Raw genomic sequence first — 19,372 nt, forward strand, 5'->3', positions numbered from 1 at the left:
ATCATTTTCATAATTATAATGAGTATTGCGGTCATAGCATGGGGGTTATACCTGGTCTCGTTTCGATCCCAGTAGTGAAGTCCTTTTGTGTTTTGTTTGTGTACTATGGTTTTCTATGGGAATTTCATTTCGCTGCAAGCTCATTATATTATAATATCACCGCACCACGAATTTGTACAACCGCCATTAAAAATTTAACTGCAATAACTAATTGAATATTTTTTATTTTTTCCCGATTAGTTTTAGAATTGTTGAAAATTTTGTTTAATCCTTGAAGGAGGATGATAATATTACAACCAAAACCACTAACCATTTTAAACCAACTAAACCATTTGATATTTATTCTGGCGATGAATACCAACCTTGCCCGAATTGTAATTCTACTGAAAGAATTGTGGATGACCAACATGCTGAAGTTTCATGCGCTCGTTGTGGTTTAATTTTAGATGAGAATTTAATTGATAATGGTCCTGAATGGAGGGCTTTTGATCACGAGCAACGAGATAAGCGCACCCGTGTAGGTGCTCCGTCTACCCCCACAATATCTGATAGGGGTTTATCCACTGTCATAGATTGGAAAAATAAAGATATTAATGGGCGCAGTATTCCAGAAAGAAATAAGGCTCAATGGTATAGATTGAGGAAATGGAATAAGAAAATGAGGGTTTTCAGGACTGGAGAACGAAATTTGGCATTGGCCTTAAGTGAGCTTGACCGCGAGTCTTCAAGATTGGGGCTTCCACGTTCTGTTCGTGAAAATGCGGCTGTAATTTATAGGAGCGCTGCTAAAAATAATCTTGTTCGTGGGCGCAGTATTGAGAGCGTGGTGGCAGCCTCTATTTACATGGCCTGCAGGCGTTGTGATATTCCCCGCACTTTAGATGAGATATCCGAGGCATCGAATATTTCCAAAAAGCAGATTGGTAAGAATTATAGGTTTTTATCCAGAGAACTGAACATCAAACTGAAACCTACTTCCCCTACAGATTACATTCCAAGATTCGCCAGCAAATTGGATTTGTCAGGTGAAGTTCAATCTAAAGCAATTGAAATTATTTCCAAATCCAAAGAAAAAGGCCTAATCAATGGGAAAGGCCCTACTGGAATTGCTGCATCCGCATTATATGTGGCATCTATTTTGTTGGGTGAGAGAAAAACTCAAAAAAACGTTGCTGAAATCACAGGGGTTACTGAAGTTACAATTAGAAACAGATGTAAGGAACTGGTTGAAATCGACATTGGCACCTCTTTATAATTTCTTAAAATTTTATCTTTTTTTTAAATTAATTTTTTTTGAAAATAGTTAAATATTATTTTTTATATATTATTATTGTCGTATCATTTTTTGACCAATGCCTACGGTCCTTTTATGAGGAAAGTTTTAGCTGTCGATGATTAGAAGAAACCCAGCATTGGATAGGCTGCCCGTTTCGAGGGTTACTCGAGGAGCGAAGGGTATTCTAGCAATGATTCAAGAGAGTTAGTATACGGGCAAAATCCATTGTATATAATTAGGCGTTATTTGACTTATTAGTCATTAATATTAAGTTTTTTCTTCATTAACATAATATGAATTATTTTATGATATTATAATGTGTAATAGGTTAGTATTTTTAAAAAATAAGTCTTTTTTTAAGGAATAAATTTTGTCTTTTTTTTAGAGAGCATTATATTTTATATACTTTTTATATCGTAGGCTAAAAGCAATAAATATTTTGTATAATATTGGAGGTAAATTCTTACAACTCTTAAATAATGATGATTTTTCTAATAACAATAATTAATTATATATACTTTATCATTAAATGTCTAAAAAAACTAAAATTAATAATCAATAACTACTTTTTTGATTTTAATCAACTATTTTAGAAAAAGTATCCTTAAAAAATATTTGGAAAAGTATTAATAAAGTATTTTAAAAAAATAAAAAAAGAGACATGAAATTATCTTGTAGGGATAATTATATCTCTTTCACCAGAAGGCATGAATTCTCTCAATGCTCCTTTAGCAATTTCCTTTCTAGGATGCCTGAAGTCAAAGGTATTATGACTATCTGCAAATGCAATTTTAATCAGTGGATTTGTACAGAAGGCATCTCCTCTTGCTGCATGAGGTGCTTGAGCAATTCCTGCATATTCTGGTTGGTGACCTACATTCATCGCGTAGTTCGGATAATTCGGTCCGCGTAATTCATGAATTAAACCTTCATCACTTCTAATGGATAAAGAATTTGATGCACCGGCCTGATCTTGCAAGTCATAACCATAAAAACCAAGTCTTGAATGAGCTTCTTTATGCAAAATCATACTTAAATACCAACCGTTTACACCAGCGTTTGAATTTCCTGTAGCAAATGCTGCAGAACAACCTGCAGCCGCAGATACAACTGATGCTCTTTGAGAACCACCAAAGTGAGTTTCTAAAAGAGTAGGTATTTCATATTGTTCCAATCCATAAAGTGTAACTTCGGTTGCAATATCTCTTACGGTTTCCATGCTTAATTCGGCATTACATAAACCGTAATTCTTTTCAACATAGTCTAAACCGTAGTATGCAAAATCATCTAAAATATCATCAGTATATGTTGCACTGGCATATTGGGTAAATCCCACACCTCCGGACATGTATGAACCTAACCATACTTGGTCATATAATACTGCTGCAGCAGCAATTACTTCCAATGTTATTTCAACAGGATCTTCAGACACTCTGGAAGTTTGTACAATATCTGCTAGAGTACCGAATGCTACACCACCAGGTTCGTTAGGACCTCTTGCACGTCTGGCCGGCAGGAATGAGGCCATACCAATAACGTCCGCATGCTTTGCAGCATAGGAAAAGTCTGCAATAGCAGCTTCACCTGCACATAACTTATATGCATTAATGAAACTCATACCGATTTGCATAGCAGACCATCTAGAAACTGTACCTCCATCACATGCCCTTACAACAAGTGTAGGCACTTTACTGACTTGGTAGGTTTTATTTCCAACATAACTTTTAAGCATTTCAGCCTGTTCTTCCGGAAACTCTTTGTTGATGTCAATCAACATTCTCTTATCAAGTTCATCTGCCAAATCATCATTTCCTGTGAAAATTTTAGCATAACAATCTTCTGCAAGACCTGGGTGCACTTCAACCATGTGCTCCTGAACTACAGCTCCGCCCGGAAGTGCATGGTTAATGTTTTCCATGTATTCATTGATTGTTTCTGGAGTAACTTCTACACCTAATCTTTCCTGCAAAACTGAGTGAGCAGTGTCCATTCCTACAATAATGGTTCTTTTGATATCGTCAACCAATTGCTGGATGGCTGCATTGTTACAGAAGTGCAAATCATCTCCTTCAACATAATCGTCGGTTCCTGATATCTTATATGCCATAAGTTGCCTTTGGCCTAAAGGCACACCGATGTCCGGATTGTAAAATGGAATGTTTCTTTCTTTGGCTAGTTTTTCAGCGGCATCGTTGAATTCTCTTTTTCTTGCTGATTGTTTCCAACCGTCAAAGCAGTAAAAACTGGTGTGGTCACTTTCCTGATCCTCACCTTTGAATTTTTCGTTCAATGCGTTTAAAAACTTTTTATTCTCTAAACCCATTTTATTCACCTAATTTCTTTTTCAAGTCTTCAGAAAATACATGCATGCCATATCCCCCTTCTGTACGGGCAGTATGGATATTTTCCACTACTTCAATTGCTTCCTTATCCTGTCGCATACCGATATTGTCTTCTCTGTAGATTGTGGTGATTTCTTTCAGTAACTCTTCATCTAAAGGAGTTCCCACATCAATAGCTTCATCCAAAGGACGTCCAACCTGATCTTTAACGTAGTAAACATGTCCGTCTTCTTCATTGAAAATGTATCTTTGAAGACCGTCAAACATCAAACCGTTTTCGTCAAGTCTTAAGGAGTGTCCGTGTACTGTTGCTCCTCTCATTCCACATCTTGCAGGGTCAAACATGTCAGTTTCGACCAGTTCTTTTGCAATCTTTTCCAAATCTTGTTCTCTTATTTCAATAACCTGTCTTCCAGATAATGTACCTGTATCTACTCCTCTGTATCTCCACAGATAGGTTCTTGCCCTGTCATATGGCTGTGCAGGAGCGTTGTACATTGAATCTGCAAATTGAATATATCTTACCCTAACTCCTTCTTTTGCGCCGGGAGTAGGTTCTACGATATGTTTAATTATATCACCATCATCTTCCATTTCTGCCAATGGTGGATGAACGGTTTTATAACTTTCACCAGGGTTTCTATGACCTAATATCTTTACCAAACCCTCATCTGAGATTTCTCTCAATTTCTTAAATTCATGCTCTGGATTCATATGCTTTCTTCTATTCTCAGCAATTTTTGTTTCACCAGGGCAGTATTGTGCTTTATATTCCATAATTCACCAACATAAATATTATTTAATAACTTTTACAGTTTCTGAACTTCTTGCACGTGAATCAACTAAACCAATGTATCTGTCATCAATGACATTTTCAAAATTGTTTCCATATTTTAAATAATCAGAAATTGTTGATTTTGTTCTTGTAAAGATTCCAACAAGCAAAGAATAATCACATGGCATATGCTGTTCCAAAACACCTTCCAAACCATCCATAAATTCATTGAATTTAGATATATCTACGGTGATTACAATTTCGCCAACCATTACTCTTAATTCGACTGGATTTCCCTTTACATTAATTTCCTTTCTATCTGTATGATTTACAACGTGGCCTTTTCCTGGACCATAAAACACTTTTAATGGAATTGATGGACCATGAATCAGGACTCTTTGTTGTCCATTTAAATCATATAAATCATTTAAAATCTTTTCAGTAGTATTTGGTTTTAAATATCTGTTCGGAATGATTTTAATGTCAATAACATTAATTTTTTCTGATTCATCCATGAAAACACCTTTTAGAGTTTATCCTTGATTTCACCTGCAACCTTAGCTACATTAGGAATTGGATTTCTAAGATTATCAATAGTACCGTATACAGTTCCAATCAATGCTGAGGTTCTCTCTACTGAAAACATTTGAGTACCGGCATCCAAACACATTGCAGCAGATGCACAAGGAATTGCAGTTCCTTTAGCATGTCTTGTTACTACGTGATTTCCGTGGAAAGTACCCGGACCTCCGCCACCGTAAATTGAATGTGAGAAGAAACTGAATCCTACACCAACACCTTCGGTTCTACCGTAATCCACACCCGGAAGACCTGTTTCATATTCAAGCATATCATTATAATACAATACAGTGGATGCTACACCTTGAGCTGCTCTTGCAGCCCCCACATTTACAATTACTGCAGCAAGTAAACCTGCGGCAGCATATGCATTCCACAATGCCCAGTCAACAGGTTCATACATGTTGTATCCGGAAGGCATTTTTTTGGCAACGCGAATTACATTGTCTTCAATTGCTCTTCCAACCAATGTTTGGATTACTGTACCAACAGTTCCCTTAGCATTTTCTTTAACAACATCAAATACTAGATTATCTGCATTTAAACCTTGATATGCCAATGTCAATAAGTGCATTCTTTCAAATGCTCCTGTTGCATCACCGGTTTCAATCATTGCTGTCTGTTCCATAATGGAAGATAAAGCTGAGGCATTTAAAGTCTGCTTGTTTGTGATTGCTACAACATGGTTTGCCATAACATTTCTTAAACCGTAACCTAGACCTTCCAAGAGTACTGGCGGACCTAAAAGAGCGCTGATATTTGCTCCTGAAAGATCAACGGTTCTAGGGTAAGCGCCCATTACTGCAGTTTTGATTGTTGATGCATCGAACATGTTGATATCAAAACTATCGATTATGGCCTGTATTACCGCAGCACCGGTTTGCATTGTTGAAACGCTATAATCGGCAGCTACATTTAATCTTTCAAATGGAAGCTGGACCAGTAGTTGTTGACCATCATTAATAAGGTTAACAACAGTGTCATCATCTTCATTTACTCTTAAGATTCTTCTAATCTTTTCGGCAATTACTTCTGCATTTTCAACGATTGGGATATCCAATTCACGTCCGGGAATATAGGTTGCTTTTCCACCCATTGCCGCTGTTTTTAAACCTTTCTCAACACCTGCAAGGTTAACAGCAGTTGAACGTTTGATGTCATATATCATCTCTTGTATCGCAGAATTCTTCAGCGGACTTATTGAATCTAATGGCACGGACTCTTCAATAATTTTTCCATCCGGACCATACAAATCAATAATATCGTCATATATTTTCATTATTTACCTCCTTTAATAAAAAAGAAAGAACAACTATTCAGGTTTTGATATTAAATCAGTTTTACAACCAGGGTTTCCTTCTTTCATGTGAGGGGTTCTTAAAACAGTGTCGTTTGATTTTTCTATTTCTCTTGCTTCTTGTGCTAATTTAGCAGCACATGCAGCCATTTCATGAGCGGCTGCCACCAATGGGATAAAGTTTTCAAAACCTTTGGTCATGAAACAACCTTTCATATCCAGGTTTGCTACAGCACCTGCCATTTCGTATGCTGCAATAGCTTTTGCTTTTGCATATGGGTTTGCGAATCCACCAGCTTGCGCAGCTTTTTCAGCAGTTACAATGAGTTTTGGTAATTCGATTTCTTCACCGGTATCTGCTTGAGCAATTACTGCATCAATGGTTTTTTGGACTAATCTTAAAGCACCGGTTTCTGCAAGTACTTTTAAGATGTCGGCGTTAAAGATAGCCATTTCAGTTGGGTCCAACCATTCTCTTTTTGCACCAATCATCGGATCAGACATCACGATGATGTAACCGAGACCCTGTTCGTCCATTTCATCTTTCTTACCTTTACCTGGTGCATCACCAACAATAATTGCAGGAATGTCTTTTTCGGATAACAATTCTCTTGCTTTAGCTGGTCCAGGAGCTCCAGGGTTTGGGCTAATGAAGATTGCAAAATCAGGTTCGAAAGCATCTATCTTAGGAACAACATCTTCAACCTGTTCGGGATTCATTTTTGCTCCAGATCCAAAAGTCCTTACATCGATATTCGGTCTGTCTGCTCTTTCGTCCAACAATAAGTCAATTACTGGTGAAGTACCAATATTACCACTTTTAACAATAGCGATTTTTACTACGATATTATCACCTTTCTTTTACTTTTTAAAATTCAAAATATGAACAAATTTTTAAAAGAGTAGCCATTATTTGTTAAATTCTTATTTTAATAGCCACCACAGTCAAAAAAAGATAATATTCCATGTCATATTTTTTTTAATCATCCATATTGACTGAAGGAAAAATGATATTTGCTAAATCATTATCATTGTTAGTTAGATTTATCAATAAATGGATAATTATTTGAAAGACAGATTAAATATTCTCTATTAATTATCTTTCTAACATTAGTAACGAATTACTAATCTTAGAAAGACAATTAGAGAAAAGTAAATAGCTATTTAGCTTATAGCTATTTACAATAGAGGCTGACTATTTTTTTACTCTAATTTTTTTTGGCAAAGTTTGATAATATTATTAATTCTCTTCATTTGATCTTTCAAACCAATTTTATTAGAAGGGATTTAACAATTAAATCATCTGGATTATTTGTAGTTATCGTCGTTAGGAGAATAATCCTAACAGACAATTATTTGCAAATATTCCATAAGCTTTAAAAAAATTAAACTATTTGATTATCTTTTTTCATTCAATTTTTTTACAAATTAATTTCAATATTACTCCTTAAACTACAATCCAATAATTTTTATTAATATCGGTTGGTTTAAAGTTTAATCAATTAATTCATAAATTATACTGTAGTAATAACTATATAAATCTTATTAAAGTATTACTTTTAATTTAAATTGTTTAATTGTAAAACTGGGCATTTTATGAAGTTTTTAAATGAAAAAATATATGTTGCATAGGCTAAAATATATGATTTGACTTTAAACTTAAGTTTTTAGAATAAGTATTATTAATTGAAAAAAATTAAATTTAAATATTTAATGTTTGAATGTAATATTAACGTTAATTAACAGTTTAATTAAGTAAACAGTAGATTATAATTTAAATTAATGAAAATAAAATATGGTGAGCATTATTCTCTTTTGGCAATTATTGTTAAGAGGAAATAAAAAAGTAATAATTTTTTATAAATTATTACTACTTTAAAACATAAAAAATTAATAAAAAGTATTAATAATTATTACATTAAAACACTTAGCTAATTTCCAAAACAATCAGAATACAGAAATCATGTCATGTTTCTAATAAGATAAAAGTTATTAGAACAAAAAAATGAGTTGGATAGTGGATGAAAATATTAAATTGTCATAAGTTCTAAAAAAATTATTGCAGTGAGAGAAAAGTAGCACAACTATCTATGAGTTTCATATAACTATCTAGTTTTCATTAATGAACATTATATTGTTTCTAAAATCATTTTTAGCATGTTATTTATTATATCTTTTATATAAAACAAGTAATAAAATTTTTGAAATATGGGTCAAATTTAAAAGTAATAAAAATATATATACTTCTTAATTTTATATTATTAATTGAGAGCTAAAAGTAGTAAATATTTTGTATAGTATACGGGCAAAATCCCTTTTAAGATGTTTTTTAGATTTATAAAACGATATTATTATTTTATTTTAGATTTAACCAATTACAATGGTGTGAGCAATTAAATGGAAGAATATTTGATAGAAACTCCAAGCATTGATTATATGAATTTCCATATCCCAAGAAAAGGTTCAGGAATTAAATAATCAATCAGAGGATAATTTGGATTATATCAAAAGAAGTTACCTTTTTGTTAGAGATGAAATTCATCATTCCGGGGATATTGGAACAAATATAGTTTCAAAAACTGCCAGTGTCGTGCTTAAAAATAAAACGGGAATATGCGGACAAAATTATGCCTTCTCGCAGCAGTTCTAAGAGCAAATCAAATCTCATCAGCCATCAGTTATCAACTGCTTACAAGAGCAGATGATGTAAATGAAAGTTATATGATTCATGCCTTAAACATTTTGTATATAAAAGATTTGAATAAAGGGGTCTGGCTTGATGCTCGAGGAAATAAGGAAAATATTAATGATTATTCTTTTTATATTTTACATTATGTAATTTTCATTTTTATGCATGTGAATGAATAATATATATTTTTTAAAAACTAAATTTATTATTATGAAAAAGTTTTTGAGTGATGCATTAAAATTCCAATGGAAAACAATATTAATTATTTTCGCATTACTGATTATTCAGACATTTTTTCAAATGGAGATAATTGATCTGTTTAGCACGGCTTTAACTGGAGTTAAAGAACAAAAAATAGACTTGCTTTTCAAATCAGGATTATGTATGCTAGTGTATACTGCCTTTGTGATGATTTCCATTTATATCGTCTCTTTTCTCTCAACAAGAGTGGCTTCAAAAGCGGCATATACTATACGTGAGAAAATATTTCATATTCTAATGAACTTGCCTGATGAGGAAATTGCTAACTTTAAAATTTCAGGGCTAACCACACGATCGACCAGAGGAATGTCCTCGGAACAGGGATTTATAGTGATAATACTCACACAATTAATGCTGATTCCAGTTACACTCGTAGCAATTATATATGAAATAGCATTGATTGATGGGACTTATGCAATATTCTTCCTGTCATTTGTTGGCGTTCTTTCCATAATCGTAATTTTTAGAATGAAACAAATTGTTAAAATATTTTTCAGAGCTAAAAAGACATATGGGAAGTTAAACCTGATGTTTCTGTCTAAGATTACTGATATTGCCTGCAGGATTCCATTTAATAAACAGGAGTATGAAGTTGAATTTGAAAAGGCATGTGAGAATTCCTATGATAAAAATGTTAAGTATATCTTAAGTCAATATTACCTGGGGCCAGTATTATTGTGGGGTTTATATGCTATTGTTTTGATTACATTTGCAATGATTAATTCAGGATATACAATTGGCTTTGAAACTGACAGTGTTGTTGATTCATTTATTATTCTGATATATGTTGCCTACTTTGTTTCTACCTTGACATTTGTTCCAAATCTAATTGACAGGTGGCCACGTGCATATGCCACTTCCGTGCGTTTAGAGGAAGTTCTGAATCTTGAAGATAAAATCATAAAATCTGAAAACACAAATGATTATCCAAAAGAAATAGAAATCGCTGAGGGAGATATTGATTGTGAGGATAAGGGCTTATGGGCTGAAAGGAAAGACCTCATCCAAAAATTTTGTAGAATATTGAAAGACGATAAGGCCAAAACAATAATATCCATGATTTTACTTACGGCATCTACGTTGTGTATGGTTTATGCTCCTAAAGTTGCAGGGAAGACGGTTGATTTATTGAGTTCTAACGTGAATTCATCTAACGATGTTGCCATCTACACCAATCTTGCCTTGTTGCTGGCATTATATTCTGTAGGGTATCTGTTTAAGTTGACTCCAAAGAGAATTATGGGAATTACCGGTGAAAAGGTTGCATATAATTTAAGAATGAAATTATTTGACAAGATTGACCTTATCGGTTCAGGGTTCATTCAGGAAAATTCAAAGGGTCAGATTCTATCCAGATTGAACAATGATGTGATGAACATCAGGGAGTTCGTTTCTTCACGTATCTCTGAAATTTTTGCACAAATCCTATCGATAGTCCTTGTAGGGGTATTTATTTTGATGACAGACGTTAGATTGAGCCTGGTTTATTTGGTTATATTGCCGGTTTATATCCTCTGCTTTTATATATGTGACGTTAAATCTAGAGCTCATTATGATGGTCATCAAAAGCAGTTGGGCCGATTGATGAGCTATTTTGAAAGAGGGCTGTCAAATCGTCATTCGTTCCATGAAAAAGGGTTTAAAAAAATCAATCAAACTGTAATTGATAATTATATAAAATCCAGAAACGTTACTAATGTTATGGAGCCTATTACAACCTTTTTAACAAATGTAAGTAATATAACTGTCTATATTGCGGGGGTTTATCTTTTATCAGTTAATGAAATACAGCTGGGAACCCTATTGGCGATTATCATGTATGGGCAATTAATGACAAAACCTATTAAGAAACTAAGCACATCAATGGCTTCTATTGAAACTGCATTTTCAAGTATCAAAAGGATATTTGCAATTATTGACTATCAAAAGGATGAATAGTTAATACTGAAGATATTTTATATGATAAATGACTGTTTTATATCATTCCTAGAAACTTAAGATTTTTCAGATGAAATTTTTCATACTCATTTTGAATAAATAGTTTCTGGTCAATATACGTTCTTGTTTTCCAATTGCTTGGCTAGAAATCGTTTGAAAATCATTCGACAGCATGATTGTGAAAAACATTATCGCTTCTGTATATGCTGTACAGCTTCTTTGAGTAAGAATATATGCATATGTTCTTTTGAGTCATTTTTCCATCTCTAATAAATCTATTATCTTCTGCAGTATATTTTTTTGATATAAAACAATCATATAATCTGATCTTAGACAAACCGGTCAAAAGAATACTTCAGAACTAACTTATCTCAAAAAATTTCAAATCAACAAAGTTTTTGAAAGAGTCTGAAATAAAGGGTAAAATAAAAGTAATAAAAATATATATGCTTATTGGTTGTATAGTATAATTTGAGAGCTAAAAGTACTAAATATTTTGTATAGTATACGGGCAAAATCCTTTGTACATAATTTGAGTGTTATTTTACTTATTAATCATTAATATTAAGTTTTTTATTCATTAACTTAATATAACTTATTTTAAGATTTTATTAATAGTAATAGGTTTATATTTTTAAAAAATAAGTCTTTTTTTAAGGAATTAATTTGGCCTTTTTTAGTAGGTATTTATATTTTGTATAGTTTTTTCACTATATTGACTTCATATTTTTAGTAAATTTTTTGATTAATTATTATGAAAAACATTCATTAATTATTTTTATATTTAATGTTTCGAATAATGTCAACTTAATATTTTGTATTTAGTATTTTTCTAAAATGTTTTAAATTAAAAGTTCATTCTATATAAATCATAATCGTAAATAGTATATATTCATGACTTACAGACAAATTTTTATGAAAGCAAGTGAATTAATTGAAGAAATAAGGGAAAACCTAAAGGATTATCCAATTGAATACTTGAGAAACAAGGCAACAGATGACAGATACAAGGATCCTATAACCAAAAGTCTCGCCAAATACAATTCTGAAGCATGGGATGAAATTTTCGCCATCAACATCACAGATGACTTTGAAATAAAAGATGGTGTAGTTAATAACTTCAAAAATGATATCGACTTTTACTTTGACACTTATGCAGGAGGGGATGAAGAGACAAGAGAATTTACAAAATACATCTCACTTTATCTGGCGCTCATTGCAAAAAGACCTCTCCATCCTGTCGGTGACAATCCGACAAAAGACCAGGTGTTTCTGCAAAACGGAGAGTACAAATGCAAATCCCGAATAATGAGCATTAAAGAGGAAAATTCAATGTGCAGATATTGTGTCTGCAAAAACGCAGGTTTAGCTTTCGGATTCTAGGAGAGCCACAATGACAGATGAATACATTGAAATGTATGATGAACTTTCAAATCTCATTTCAAAAGATAAAAGCATAAAAGCATTTTCAGTTTTGGAAATTTTGAAAAAGTATTCATCAGACATTTCAGTATTTGATATGATGGAATTTACCTCGCAAGTGATAAAAGAAAATCAATACGTCCAGGAAAACTACAGAAAAGACAGCGAAAAATCATACATCGAATCATTCCTAATGCGCATCAAAGATATTTCAAACGACAGCAATTCATATAATCATGATATCGACAAGAAATCATTCAGCGAAGCAATTGAAATTTTAAGAACACATTATGAAACCGCGATACATGACAGCAAACCTAAAGTAGCATTGATATTTGAAATAGCTTCAATTTACACAACATTCATTTTAGAAGAACCAATCCATCCTGTGGGCACACCATTTCCAGGATCACTGAAAGTTGAAGAAAAAACGGTACATTTCTATGCCCGGTAAAGGATGCAAACATCGACACGCCAAATGCCGTATGCAATATCTGCCTCTCAGAACAGCTTGACTTTTAAACCAAACAAAACCATCAGCATTAACAATCAAATATCTAATTATGATTCACATTTCCACTTTAAAAACACCAAAATATTTTGATAAGATTTATGAACTGATACTAAATATTATAATCTAAGAGCTAAAAGTAGTAAATATTTTGTATAATATATGGGCAAAATGAAATCCATATTATTTTTGGGTTATTTAATTCATTACTCATTTATATAAATTACATTCTATGTTTCCAATAAGATAATGTTAAAATTATAATTCAATATAGTATGGGCAGATGTTTTCAAAACGATTGTCTTTTGTTTTAAATCCCTTTGGAATAGTCCCTAATTGTTTGAAACCCAGTTTTTCGTATAGGTGACGCGCCGCATGATTTGTTTCAACGACAGCATTGTATTGCAGTATCAAAAATCCCTTATCCTTTGCAACATTCATGGAGTCCAATACTAATTTTTCTCCAATGTGTTTTCCGCGCATAGATGATGATACGGCATAGCTTGCATTTGCAATGTGGCTGCATCTTCCCACATTATTCGGATGGAGAATATAGAGTCCGACCACCTTTTTGTTTAAAATAGCTACTCCTGTATATGTTTGTGATGAAAAGAAATCTTTTCCGGTGTTTAAATTCAGAATATCCTCCTGGGGAAATGCAATTCCTTCCTCAACTATTTCATTCCAAATTTCAATCATTTCTTCAATGTCGCTGTCACAAAATTCCCTAATCTTCATTGATTAATATTTTACTTGCTACACAATAATAATGTTAATGTTAAAGACGCCATCAGAAATTAACTATCTTTTAATCAGCCCATTAATGTAATATATATAATGCATTTTAAACAAAAGTTAGTGGAGGTTATTGTTATGAAGGCTATATTTATCAATGGCAGTCCGCGCAAGAAGTGGAGCACCTATCAGATGCTTGAAAAGGCAATGGAGGGTGCCAAAGAAGCCGGTGCTGAAGCGGAATTTATCAATCTTTATGATTATGACTTTAAAGGGTGCAGGAGCTGTTTTGCATGCAAGCTTATAAATGCAAAGACAAACGGATTATGCGCAATCAGAGATGATTTAAGACCAGTCCTTGAAAAGGCATTGAATGCTGATGTTATAGTGATTGGAAGCCCAGTATATTTTTATTTCAATACTGGTGTTTCAAGATCATTCATGGAACGCCTGATGTTTCCTGTCCTATCCTACAATCCGAAGGTCAATGAAAAGACTGGCGAACTTGAAAGCAGTCTGCTCGATAGGACTGTTCCAACCGCTATGATTTACACAACCGGCGCACCAGAGGAAATGGCCGCACAGGAATTTAAACATGCGCTTGAAGTAAACGCACATTTTCTTGAAACAATCTACGGGTACACAGAAACGCTATACACTTACCAGACATACCAGTTCACTGACTATTCAAAATATGACATGATGGAAGGGGTTGAGGAAGTCAGGCGAAAGCAAAGGGGCGAACAGTTCCCTAAAGATTTGGAAAAAGCTTTTGAGTTAGGCAAAAGACTGGTTGAAAAGGCAAAAGAGTTACAAGAATAGTTCTCAAATCAAATCTAAAATAGAGTCTGCGGCATTAACGGTTGCGAATTTAGAAGTTTTTTCCATTGCACTATTATATGCAAGGGTTGAAAGACAATCATCATTAATGATGGATGATGTTAATGTGAAATATGTTTCAGGAAATCGAAACTAAAAAATTAGCTGTTGGTTTAAATGGCCGATTATGCTAAAATTAAAAAAGGAAATTGAAAGGATTATTTTTCAAATAACCTTTCAGGGTTTGTTAAATATTTTTCCGTGTTTTCATAGAACAGCTTGAAATGCCATCCGAAGATGAATACATGGCTTGCAGTCACAGAAATGGGTATTTTTCCGTCAACCAGTTTTCCCCAGCTGATTACCGGCATTATCTGATTTGGGCTTGCGATGATGTTTGTCATTGAATCGAAGTCAATCCATGGAATGCAAGACAAGTTTGCAATTGGAAGCTCATCTCTCATCATAGGTTCAACCAGAAACTGATTGTCTTCAATGTTTGTTTTCTTGTTTTCAACATAATCATTCCATTCATGAATATCTTCAAACTCGGATGGTGGAACGATTTCAATTTCACGAATGCTATGGTCTTCCTGCATTATCGGGCTGACAGCATTGATGTGGTCATATTCAATGACATTACCGTCCATGATTCTTAATTTGAATTCAGGTATTTCATTTATTGCTTCCAGAATGCATGCTGCTGTCAGATTAAAGAATGGAATGTTTTCTTTTTTCGACATTTCATAGCATTCCCTTGCTTTGACTCTTGCTGTCATTGAATATCGTGATGTTAAAAAATCGCCGAATGGCAATTCATCAGCTTTTATGTCTGTTATTTTGTATTTCATGCTTTCACCAGCTTACCTAAATAATTGTTTGCATATATAATAGCTATTAATCCGCCGATTGTGTATCCGACAAGTATTCCGAACCATACTCCATTTATTCCCCAGTTTAAGACGATTCCAAATAGCACTGCAAAGGCGGTTGCACATATTGCCTCACGAATAATCGTAAATATCAGTGAGTGTGTTCCCTTTCCCAGTCCCTGGAATACGTATGTTGAAATGACCCCTCCCGGAAATACTATAAAGAACCATGCGAATATGTGGAAAAATTCAATTGTCGGTTCCAACAGTCTTGAGCTTGCTCCATATGAGAATATGTATGATATTTGTGGTGCAAAGACTAAAAAGATTACGAGTGCCACCACTCCAAGCAGTGTTGCAATCTTCATTGAATAGTCATAAGCTATTTTCATGTTTTTGAAGTTCTTTGCCCCGTAGTTTGCGGCAACAATTGATATCAGTGCAGTTGATATTGCCATCATTGGCTCAGTGGCTAATGTCACCATTCTCCAGCCGTTTTCAAATACGGCAACCGAATCAGTTGTTGAAACCGCCAGGATTATGAAATGCATTATCGCAGTGATGCATGTTATGAAAATCATCTCACAGATTGACGGAATGGCCACCTTAAGCATGTCCTTCATGATAAATGATTCATAACTGAAGTTTGATAATGTCGGATTCAGATATGTGTCCTTTTTGATGTAAATCCAGTATATGATTATTGCAAGGACAATAGCCAGTGATATGATTGTTGATAGTGCCGCTCCGAACATTTTCATGTTGAAAGTATATATGAAAATCGGATCCAACACCATGTTAATTATTGCGCACAGAACCATGACATACATTGTCCTTTTTGTATCTCCTTCAGACCTTAAAAGCCCGTACAGTGCATTCGGCATCACGACAAATGTGCTTGCGATAAAGTAGATGTGGCCGTAGTCAAGCGCATAGCCTAAACTAGGACCTCTTGCTCCCATCAGCATTAGCAGTTCCTTTGCAAATACTGAAAATATTGCTGTGACAATGACCGAAAATATTAATGACAGTATCACTCCGTGTGCCGCTGAGTTGTCTGCCAATGTATCGTTTTTCTCTCCGATGTATTTGGAAACGACTGATGTTATTCCTGCGCCCAGGCTTGTTCCTATGCTTATTATTAAAAATTCCAACGGTATTACAAATCCGACTGCCGCAAGCTGGTCTGCACCGAGGCCTGCCACCCAGAATGAATCGATGATATTGTATAGTGAAATTACCATCATTGAAAGCATCAGCGGCAATGACAATTTCAAAACTGCTTTTTTAGGGTTTCCCCTCAGTAAATTTACTCCCTGTGTTTCCTGTTTAATAGAATCTCCCATAAGATTAGTCTCCTAAAATAAATTGTTTAAAGTGTTGAATTTTGAAAAACTATCGAAAGCAGTAGCTAATGGTGTTTACCTAACCAAAAGTTCTAAGATAGTTTTTGGCCTTAAAAAAAGTCTTTTATAATCTTGGGGATGCTACTACACAAATACACATAATAATAACTATGGATTAATTCAATATTTAAAAATTTTTATTTAATAGTATGCTGTAAGAGTAAAAAGTAATTGATATTTTGTTTAGTATAGCAAATAAAAAATGTTGGATTTTATAAGATGATAGCGACATGCTATCAAATTAGAAATCCGTTCATAATTCGTAGGTTTTTGGCGGTTCGCCTGAAAAATCAGCGATGGTTGCCTTGCCTGAAATTGTGAACACTTCAAATGTTGGGTTTTCACCGGTTTCGTATAATGCTTTTACAAGTTCGTTGGAGTCAATTACTTTTTGTTTTAATTCTATGCTGTCTGTAAATTCGACTTTGCCTGCAATTCTTAACCATACGAATTCCGGTGTTGCTACAACCATTTCACAGTTTGGATTTGCATCCAATTCCTTAAACATTGGTTTTGTGTTTGCAGTACAGAAGTATGGTTTTCCGCCCTCTTCAAAATAGAATAAGATCGGTCTTACTTTTGCATTTCCATCTAATCCACTAGTTGCCAAATATATTAATGAATTTTCTTTTAAAAAGTTTATAACTTCGCTCATTTTTATCAATCCTCATATTTTTGTAGTTAATAGTTTATTTGAGCTTATATAAATGGTTTTTGTAACTTTAAAGTTACCTGGTAACTTTTTGGTAACTAGATTCTTCTTGTCCAATAGTCAAGGATCTCTGAAATTTCCTCATCAAAGCTAATGGTCTTGTCCTTATTTTCAGGTATTGCCTGTGCATAACTCCTGTTGAGTCGGATTAGGGTAACATTCGGATTGTCATGAGTCATCTGTTCAAAGGGATATCTGATGATTACTGGTGTGTTGAAACCTACTCCCAGCTCCAAAAGGACCAATTTGTCATCCGTCTCTATTTTTTCTAAAAATCTTGAGTAGTTGCCATACATCTCACGCCATTTTTCATCTTCAACAAAGAAGTTGTCTTTTCTGACATTGATTTCCATATTGCCTCCGCAAACCGGACATGTTGGAACCAATTCGCTTGGAATCATGCAGTCGTGAGTGTTTTCAATAGCTTCAAAAACCAGTTCCCTATTTGAATACAGTTTATTATGGCAGGCCTTTTCACACTGCATAAGGCCGTAATCCCCCTGAGTTGCAAAAATCCTTTCATCCTCAAAGCCATTAATCCAAAACTGGTGATCAACATTGGTTGTCAGGACAAAGTAATCCTTATCCTTTACTAAATCAAGCAACTGTTCATATAACTTGGTTTTTCCAACTGAATATCTGTTCACGTAAACATGACGTGCCCAATGAGCCCATTTCTCTTCCTGTGTTTCATAAGGATAGAAAGTAGCCGAATACATGTCTGTGACTCCATATTTTTCAATGAAATCTTGAAAATTTTCATCAAAACGTTTGCCGGAATATTCAATTCCGGCGGCCGCAGAAAAGCCTGCACCTGCACCTATAAGCACATAATCAGCATCATTGATGGCATCGAAAGCATTGTCCAATCTTAAAACGAACTTGTCCATTAACTATCCTCCAAACAATAAATTTTTATAAATCAGGTAACTGTCATCTGAGAATGTGTCAAAAATTACCTTTTCTAATGTTGTTTCATTTTCATCTAAATAATCTTCAACTGTTTTAACTGCAATTTTGGCTGCTTTTCTTTGAGGAAAATTAAATACGCCGGTTGAAATGCTGCAGAAGGCAATTGATTCAAGCCCATTCTGGCTGGCCAATTCCAGACAGGACCTGTAACAGCTGGCTAGTTTTCCACAATCTTGCCTGGAGGGACTTGCTCCATAAGGAATAGCAGGACCTACAGTATGAATAACGTATTTTGAAGGCAGATTATAAGCGCCAGTAATTTTTGCTTTTCCAACTTCCTCATCATGGCCTTGTTTTTGCATTATTTTGCTGCACTCACCTCTTAACTGTATTCCCGCTGATGAATGAATAACATTGTCAATGCAATTGTGCAAGGGAATAAAACAGCCAAGCAATTTTGAATTGGCGGCGTTTACTATTGCATCAACCTTTAATGTGGTGATGTCTCCCTGCCATAATGCCAATTTACCTTTGACTTCACCAATGTCTTCGGCTGAAGTCAAATCCTTTTTTAAAGTTTCATTCCTCAGGTACTCATCCTGAACTTGTAAAAATTCATGGGTCACGTCTAAAGGAGGTCTTACATTCATAAGTGCTCTCAACAGTGACTTTTTGCCGTCAACATCATCAGGAATATTTATTTCTTCGTCATGCTCATTAATTAAATACTCAATTAAAAAATCCAATTGCTGCTTTGTGTTTATCTTAATCTCTCCTTATAAAATCTTCAATAATATAATTGGAATTGGGTATTTAAATGATTTTT

General features: G+C 34.1%; 17 protein-coding genes, 1 rRNA gene and 1 pseudogene. 8 read left to right on the forward strand and 11 right to left on the reverse strand.

The genetic code is table 11. The features are described 5' to 3' along the window. The first annotated feature begins 23 nt into the window (after positions 1 to 23). Together rrf and IJE64_RS04825 are read left to right on the forward strand one after the other, a co-directional pair. A 5S ribosomal RNA gene (rrf, locus tag IJE64_RS04820) occupies positions 24 to 141 on the forward strand. 148 nt (positions 142 to 289) lie between these two features. Then, positions 290 to 1,255 (forward strand): transcription initiation factor IIB, encoded by a 966-nt coding sequence (locus IJE64_RS04825; protein WP_394355591.1) that lies wholly within the window; start codon positions 290 to 292, stop codon positions 1,253 to 1,255. Positions 1,256 to 1,943: 688 nt separating this feature from the next. Here the strand turns inward: IJE64_RS04825 and mcrA are convergent. Genes mcrA through IJE64_RS04850 form a run of 5 tightly spaced genes read right to left on the reverse strand, consistent with a single transcriptional unit; the run spans position 1,944 to position 7,115 of the window. After that, the gene (mcrA, locus tag IJE64_RS04830) at positions 1,944 to 3,599 is read right to left on the reverse strand and encodes a coenzyme-B sulfoethylthiotransferase subunit alpha (protein ID WP_292782815.1); all 1,656 of its coding nucleotides are present in this window, start codon (positions 3,597 to 3,599) and stop codon (positions 1,944 to 1,946) included. A gap of 1 nt (position 3,600) precedes the next feature. Continuing rightward, entirely contained in the window at positions 3,601 to 4,395 is a 795-nt protein-coding gene (gene mcrG / locus IJE64_RS04835) for a coenzyme-B sulfoethylthiotransferase subunit gamma (protein WP_292782818.1), read from the reverse strand. Between the two features lie 18 nt (positions 4,396 to 4,413). Continuing rightward, positions 4,414 to 4,908 carry a methyl-coenzyme M reductase operon protein D gene (gene mcrD, locus IJE64_RS04840; protein ID WP_292782821.1) on the reverse strand — a complete coding sequence of 165 codons (495 nt, stop codon included), beginning with the start codon at positions 4,906 to 4,908 and terminating at the stop codon, positions 4,414 to 4,416. An 11-nt stretch (positions 4,909 to 4,919) separates the two neighbouring features. Continuing rightward, on the reverse strand, positions 4,920 to 6,251 hold the full coding sequence (gene mcrB, locus IJE64_RS04845) for a coenzyme-B sulfoethylthiotransferase subunit beta (protein ID WP_292782824.1): 1,332 nt from the start codon (positions 6,249 to 6,251) through the stop codon (positions 4,920 to 4,922). A 33-nt stretch (positions 6,252 to 6,284) separates the two neighbouring features. Then, positions 6,285 to 7,115, reverse strand: a complete 831-nt coding sequence (locus IJE64_RS04850) for a F420-dependent methylenetetrahydromethanopterin dehydrogenase (protein WP_292782892.1) — start codon at positions 7,113 to 7,115, stop codon at positions 6,285 to 6,287. Between the two features lie 1,767 nt (positions 7,116 to 8,882). On the opposite strand from IJE64_RS04850, the gene IJE64_RS04855 reads away from it, so the two are divergent. The 4 genes and pseudogenes from IJE64_RS04855 to IJE64_RS04870 all read left to right on the forward strand — a co-directional run bounded on the left by IJE64_RS04855 (position 8,883) and on the right by IJE64_RS04870 (position 13,101). Beyond that, the gene (locus IJE64_RS04855; protein WP_292782827.1) at positions 8,883 to 9,137 is read left to right on the forward strand and encodes a hypothetical protein; all 255 of its coding nucleotides are present in this window, start codon (positions 8,883 to 8,885) and stop codon (positions 9,135 to 9,137) included. 31 nt (positions 9,138 to 9,168) lie between these two features. Then, entirely contained in the window at positions 9,169 to 11,157 is a 1,989-nt protein-coding gene (locus tag IJE64_RS04860; RefSeq protein ID WP_292782830.1) for an ABC transporter transmembrane domain-containing protein, read from the forward strand. Between the two features lie 915 nt (positions 11,158 to 12,072). Beyond that, the gene (locus IJE64_RS04865) at positions 12,073 to 12,540 is read left to right on the forward strand and encodes a DUF2115 family protein (protein ID WP_292782833.1); all 468 of its coding nucleotides are present in this window, start codon (positions 12,073 to 12,075) and stop codon (positions 12,538 to 12,540) included. 139 nt (positions 12,541 to 12,679) lie between these two features. Beyond that, positions 12,680 to 13,101, forward strand: a pseudogene (locus IJE64_RS04870) (DUF2115 family protein). A 247-nt stretch (positions 13,102 to 13,348) separates the two neighbouring features. On the opposite strand, the gene IJE64_RS04875 reads toward IJE64_RS04870, so the two are convergent. Then, positions 13,349 to 13,828, reverse strand: coding sequence for a GNAT family N-acetyltransferase (locus tag IJE64_RS04875; RefSeq protein WP_292782837.1), 480 nt, complete (start codon positions 13,826 to 13,828; stop codon positions 13,349 to 13,351). A gap of 135 nt (positions 13,829 to 13,963) precedes the next feature. Between IJE64_RS04875 and IJE64_RS04880 the strand changes: the two genes are divergently transcribed. Together IJE64_RS04880 and IJE64_RS04885 are read left to right on the forward strand one after the other, a co-directional pair. Next, a complete protein-coding gene (locus IJE64_RS04880) occupies positions 13,964 to 14,647 on the forward strand; it encodes a flavodoxin family protein (protein ID WP_292782840.1) in 684 nt (227 codons plus the stop codon). Further along, the gene (locus tag IJE64_RS04885; protein ID WP_292782843.1) at positions 14,619 to 14,801 is read left to right on the forward strand and encodes a hypothetical protein; all 183 of its coding nucleotides are present in this window, start codon (positions 14,619 to 14,621) and stop codon (positions 14,799 to 14,801) included. Before IJE64_RS04880 ends, IJE64_RS04885 begins: the two co-directional genes overlap by 29 nt. A 61-nt stretch (positions 14,802 to 14,862) precedes the next feature. Here the strand turns inward: IJE64_RS04885 and IJE64_RS04890 are convergent, their stop codons facing one another. The 5 genes from IJE64_RS04890 to IJE64_RS04910 form a co-directional block, all read right to left on the reverse strand. Further along, entirely contained in the window at positions 14,863 to 15,495 is a 633-nt protein-coding gene (locus tag IJE64_RS04890; protein ID WP_292782845.1) for a CatA-like O-acetyltransferase, read from the reverse strand. Then, positions 15,492 to 16,862 carry an MATE family efflux transporter gene (locus tag IJE64_RS04895; RefSeq protein WP_292782847.1) on the reverse strand — a complete coding sequence of 457 codons (1,371 nt, stop codon included), beginning with the start codon at positions 16,860 to 16,862 and terminating at the stop codon, positions 15,492 to 15,494. Before IJE64_RS04895 ends, IJE64_RS04890 begins: the two co-directional genes overlap by 4 nt. Before the next feature lie 313 nt (positions 16,863 to 17,175). Then, entirely contained in the window at positions 17,176 to 17,577 is a 402-nt protein-coding gene (locus IJE64_RS04900; RefSeq protein ID WP_292782849.1) for a pyridoxamine 5'-phosphate oxidase family protein, read from the reverse strand. A gap of 95 nt (positions 17,578 to 17,672) precedes the next feature. After that, positions 17,673 to 18,524: a hypothetical protein gene (locus tag IJE64_RS04905; protein WP_292782852.1), complete on the reverse strand. Its 852-nt coding sequence runs from the start codon at positions 18,522 to 18,524 to the stop codon at positions 17,673 to 17,675. 3 nt (positions 18,525 to 18,527) lie between these two features. Further along, a complete protein-coding gene (locus IJE64_RS04910; protein WP_342764995.1) occupies positions 18,528 to 19,316 on the reverse strand; it encodes a protein-ADP-ribose hydrolase in 789 nt (262 codons plus the stop codon). Between the last annotated feature and the right edge of the window lie 56 nt (positions 19,317 to 19,372).

This window comes from Methanobrevibacter sp., assembly GCF_017409525.1.
Taxonomy (GTDB): domain Archaea; phylum Methanobacteriota; class Methanobacteria; order Methanobacteriales; family Methanobacteriaceae; genus Methanocatella.

Coding starts and splice junctions, on each gene's coding strand:
- mcrA (WP_292782815.1), bottom strand. CDS start 3,599: ATGGGTTTAGAGAATAAAAAGTTTTTAAACGCATTGAACGAAAAATTC.
- mcrG (WP_292782818.1), bottom strand. CDS start 4,395: ATGGAATATAAAGCACAATACTGCCCTGGTGAAACAAAAATTGCTGAG.
- mcrD (WP_292782821.1), bottom strand. CDS start 4,908: ATGGATGAATCAGAAAAAATTAATGTTATTGACATTAAAATCATTCCG.
- mcrB (WP_292782824.1), bottom strand. CDS start 6,251: ATGAAAATATATGACGATATTATTGATTTGTATGGTCCGGATGGAAAA.
- IJE64_RS04855 (WP_292782827.1), top strand. CDS start 8,883: ATGCGGACAAAATTATGCCTTCTCGCAGCAGTTCTAAGAGCAAATCAA.
- IJE64_RS04860 (WP_292782830.1), top strand. CDS start 9,169: ATGAAAAAGTTTTTGAGTGATGCATTAAAATTCCAATGGAAAACAATA.
- IJE64_RS04865 (WP_292782833.1), top strand. CDS start 12,073: ATGAAAGCAAGTGAATTAATTGAAGAAATAAGGGAAAACCTAAAGGAT.
- IJE64_RS04875 (WP_292782837.1), bottom strand. CDS start 13,828: ATGAAGATTAGGGAATTTTGTGACAGCGACATTGAAGAAATGATTGAA.
- IJE64_RS04880 (WP_292782840.1), top strand. CDS start 13,964: ATGAAGGCTATATTTATCAATGGCAGTCCGCGCAAGAAGTGGAGCACC.
- IJE64_RS04890 (WP_292782845.1), bottom strand. CDS start 15,495: ATGAAATACAAAATAACAGACATAAAAGCTGATGAATTGCCATTCGGC.
- IJE64_RS04895 (WP_292782847.1), bottom strand. CDS start 16,862: ATGGGAGATTCTATTAAACAGGAAACACAGGGAGTAAATTTACTGAGG.
- IJE64_RS04900 (WP_292782849.1), bottom strand. CDS start 17,577: ATGAGCGAAGTTATAAACTTTTTAAAAGAAAATTCATTAATATATTTG.
- IJE64_RS04905 (WP_292782852.1), bottom strand. CDS start 18,524: ATGGACAAGTTCGTTTTAAGATTGGACAATGCTTTCGATGCCATCAAT.